5 protein-coding genes are annotated in these 3631 nt (G+C 72.5%); 3 read left to right on the top strand and 2 right to left on the bottom strand.

From position 1 onward, the window contains the following. Window positions 1–545, bottom strand: a 545-nt coding sequence (locus tag ABZ749_RS31620; protein WP_357234251.1) for a roadblock/LC7 domain-containing protein, incomplete at its 3' end; no start/stop codon positions are given. 253 nt (window positions 546–798) lie between these two features. Here ABZ749_RS31620 and ABZ749_RS31615 point away from each other — a divergent pair. The 3 genes from ABZ749_RS31615 to ABZ749_RS31605 are packed head-to-tail and all read left to right on the top strand — an operon-like array spanning window position 799 to window position 3265. Beyond that, entirely contained in the window at window positions 799–1146 is a 348-nt protein-coding gene (locus tag ABZ749_RS31615; protein WP_357234248.1) for a VOC family protein, read from the top strand. Beyond that, complete coding sequence (locus ABZ749_RS31610) at window positions 1136–2401, top strand: deoxyguanosinetriphosphate triphosphohydrolase (protein WP_357234245.1); 1266 nt, start codon at window positions 1136–1138, stop codon at window positions 2399–2401. Before ABZ749_RS31615 ends, ABZ749_RS31610 begins: the two co-directional genes overlap by 11 nt. Window positions 2402–2416: 15 nt before the next feature. Beyond that, entirely contained in the window at window positions 2417–3265 is an 849-nt protein-coding gene (locus tag ABZ749_RS31605; protein ID WP_357234242.1) for a siderophore-interacting protein, read from the top strand. Between the two features lie 6 nt (window positions 3266–3271). Here the strand turns inward: ABZ749_RS31605 and ABZ749_RS31600 are convergent. Then, on the bottom strand, window positions 3272–3631 hold a 360-nt coding region (locus ABZ749_RS31600; RefSeq protein ID WP_357234239.1), incomplete at its 5' end, for a hypothetical protein.

Genomic DNA, 3631 nt, shown 5'->3' with positions numbered 1-3631 from the left:
GACCCGCATCGCCATCCCGGAAGGGAACCTGCTCGCTGCCGCCGACCACGCCGCCTGCTGAGCCAGGTCGGTCGGGACGAGCGGCGCAACTGCGCAGGCAGGGTCGCCATCGGGGTACGCGTGGCCAGCGGGGCGTGCGCGTCCGGTACGGCTGTCGCGCCGATGCCCGCGCCGCGAATGTCCAGGAACGACCCTGCCCGACGGGCCACCACCCGCGCCTCCTCGTGCAGCGCCTCCAGGTCGTCCGCCGCCGACGCGGTGACGAGGGTCAGCAGGGCGCTGCGCCCGGCCGGATAGGTGACCACGCAGCCTGCTGTGGTGCACACGACCGACTCCCGGAACTCACCATGCCGGACGGTGTCGGCCACCCGGTGCCCGAGCCCGAAACTCGCGGCGGCGAGCGCGGCGAGATGGGTGGCGTCGGTGCTGGGTAGGTCGCTGGAGATGAGCAGGCCGTCGGTGCCCGCGAGCACCGTGCCGGCGATGTCGGGTCGGCGCTGGCGCAGCCCGCGTAGCTCCGGTCCCATCACCGTGTCTGCGTCCACGAGCGTTACCCCTCACCGGTCGGCTCTGCGTGTCAGTCGGCTGGTCACGTTCCGCGCTGGGAACGCTACCGGTGGCGACTTCCGACCGCGAGACCGTAACCCTCGGCGATCGGTCGGCAACTGGGGGCCAATCGGTGGTTGTGTGCCATTCATCGATGCGTCGTGAGCGGGTCGGGCAGTGGTGGCGGGCGTAACCTTGGCTCGCTCGTACACGGCCGATTGGGCGCCGCGTCGAACGGGAAGAGGTGACTGCATGACGAGTGTCTGGGAGAGCCTGACTGTCGACGCCCGCGATCCGGCCCGACTGGCCCGTTGGTGGGCTGAGGCGCTCGGCTATCAGGTCGTCACCGAGAAGCCCGACGAGGTGGAGATCCGCCAGTCCGCCGACCGCCTGCCCGGCCTGGTCTTCGTGCCGGTGACCGAGGGCAAGGAGCGCAAAAACCGGCTGCACCTCGACCTGCGCCCCGCCGATCTGGAGGCTGAGGTCGAGCGCCTGGTCGACATGGGCGCCCGGCACGTCGACATCGGTCAGGGCGACGTCGAGTGGACGGTGCTGGCCGACCCCGAGGGCAACGAGTTCTGCATACTGCGTGAGAAGTGAGCCGGGGGCGGCGGACGCCCGGTTGGTCGAGGAGCCGCCCAAGGACACCGGGCATCGCCGGTCGCCGTACGAGCGCGACCGGGCCCGGGTGCTGCACTCGGCGGCGTTTCGCCGGCTGGCCACCAAGACCCAGGTGCACACCGCCGGCACCGACGACTTTCTGCGTACGCGGCTGACCCACTCGCTGGAGGTGGCCCAGATCGCCCGGGAGATGGGTTCCCGGCTGGGCTGCGACCCGGACGTGGTGGACGTCGCGGGGCTCGCGCACGACCTCGGGCACCCGCCGTTCGGGCACAACGGCGAGGCTGCGTTGGATCTGCTCGCCACGCCGTGCGGCGGCTTCGAGGGCAACGCGCAGACCCTGCGGGTGTTGACCCGCCTCGAGGCGAAGGTGCTCGCCCCGGACGGCTCGTCCGCCGGGCTGAACCTGACCCGGGCGTCGCTGGACGCGATCGGCAAGTACCCCTGGCCGCGCCGGCCGGGGGAGCGCAAGTTCGGGGTGTACGCAGACGACGCGGCCGTCTTCGACTGGATCCGGGCCGGCGCACCCGGCGACCGGCGTTGCCTGGAGGCCCAGGTGATGGACTGGGCCGACGACGTCGCGTACTCGGTGCACGACGTGGAGGACGGCATCCACGGTGGTTATGTCACGTTGCACCCGCTGCTCACCGACGCCGACGAGCGGGCCGCGCTCTGCGCCGACGTGGCCGCCGCCTATTCCGGGGAGTCCGAGGCGGACCTGGCCGAGGTGCTCGTCGATCTGCTGGCCGGGCCGCTGCTCGCCCCGCTCGCCGGCTACGACGGCAGCCATCGCGCGCAGGTCGCGTTGAAGGCCACCACCAGCGGCGTGACCGGGCTGTTCGTGTCCGCCGCGGTGGCGGCGACGGAGGAACGCTTCGGTCCGGGCCCGCACCGCCGCTATGCCGCCGACCTGGTCGTGCCCCGCCTGGTGCGGGCGCAGTGCGCGCTGCTCAAGGGCATAGCGCTGCGGTACGTGATGCGTCGCAGCGGCTTCCGGGGCCGCTACGAGCGGCAGCGGACGATGCTCGCGGAGTTGGTCGCCGCGCTGGTCCGACGTGCCCCGGAAGGGCTCGACCCGATCTTCGTCCCGCTGTGGCGGGCCGCCCCGGACGACCGGGCCAGGTTGCGGGTGGTGATCGACCAGGTCGCCTCGCTCACCGACCCGGCGGCGGTGACCTGGCACACCCGCCTGGTCGGCAAGGGGACACCCCCGGCCGACCCCGAGCCAACTTAGGCTAACCTAACTGACATGACGGAACGCCCCAGGAACGTCACCTCGGCCCGGGTGCTGCGCACCGAGCGGCCCACCCCGCACCTGATCCGGCTCGTCCTCGGTGGGGACGAGCTGGTCGGCCTGCCGGTGGGCGAGTTCACCGACCACTACATCAAGGTGGTGTTCCCGCAGCCGCACGTCGCGTACCCGCAGCCGTTGGACCTCGCCGCGATCCGCCGGGACCTGCCCCGGGAACAGTGGCCCCGGCTGCGCGCGTACACCGTGCGGCGCTGGGATCCGCTGGCCGGGGAGCTGACCGTCGACGTGGTGCACCACGGCGACGAGGGGTTGGCCGGCCCGTGGGCCGCTGCGCTGCGTCCCGGCGATCCGGTGCACTTCGTCGGCCCCGGCGGCGCGTACGCCCCGAACCCGGACGCGGACTGGCACCTGCTTGTCGGTGACGAGAGCGCCCTGCCGGCGATCGCCGCCGCGCTGGAGCGCCTTCCGCTGGGCGCCCCGGCCCACGTCTTCGTGGAGATCGCCGACCCGGCGGAGGAGCAGAAGCTGCTCAGCCCCGGGGCGGTCGAGTTGACCTGGCTGCATCGCGGCGAACGCCCGGTGGGCGAGGCGCTGGTCGCGGCGGTACGCGCGTTGGAGTTCCCGGCCGGCCAGGTGCACGCTTTCGTGCACGGCGAGGCGGCCTTCGTCCGGGAGTTGCGCCGGCTGCTGCGCGGTGAGCGGGGCGTACCCCTCGACCGGCTCTCCATCTCCGGCTACTGGCGGCGTGGCATGGACGACGAGGGCTGGCGTTCCAGCAAGGCCGACTGGAACCAGCAGGTGGCGGCCGAAGAGACGAGCGTCGCCGAGCCGGCCGGGGTGGCCTGAGCGCGCTCATCCCTCGGGCGTCTGGTTCGCCTGGCCGGCCTTGGCCAGTCGCCGGCTGACCAGGACGGCGTACCCGACGACGGCCAGGGAGAGCAGCGACAGCATCAGCCTCGGCTGGTGCACCGTCACGGTGATCAGCGAGACCGAGACCACCCCGTAGACGGCGATCGCGAACCGGGCGGCGCTCGGCCGCGTCCACAGCCAGTACAGGGCGAGACCGCAGAGCGTCCAGATCACCATCGACGCGCCGAGCAGCAGCCGCAACTCCAGCGGCAGGTGGTTGGCGTTGTCGTCGACCAGCCGGACCACCTGCCCGAGTGACCAGCCGAGCAGCAGCAGCGCACCGCCGAGCGGAATGTGCAGGTA

The organism is Micromonospora sp. NPDC047753 (genome assembly GCF_040642735.1).
In the GTDB taxonomy this organism is placed as follows: Bacteria; Actinomycetota; Actinomycetes; order Mycobacteriales; family Micromonosporaceae; genus Micromonospora.
Note: the sequence above shows the minus strand (reverse complement) of the source record. Positions and strands in the feature narration are given on the sequence as shown.

Bases quoted from the DNA above. Each gene is read 5' to 3' on its own strand.
- ABZ749_RS31615 (WP_357234248.1), top strand. From the start codon at position 799: ATGACGAGTGTCTGGGAGAGCCTGACTGTCGACGCCCGCGATCCGGCC.
- ABZ749_RS31605 (WP_357234242.1), top strand. From the start codon at position 2,417: ATGACGGAACGCCCCAGGAACGTCACCTCGGCCCGGGTGCTGCGCACC.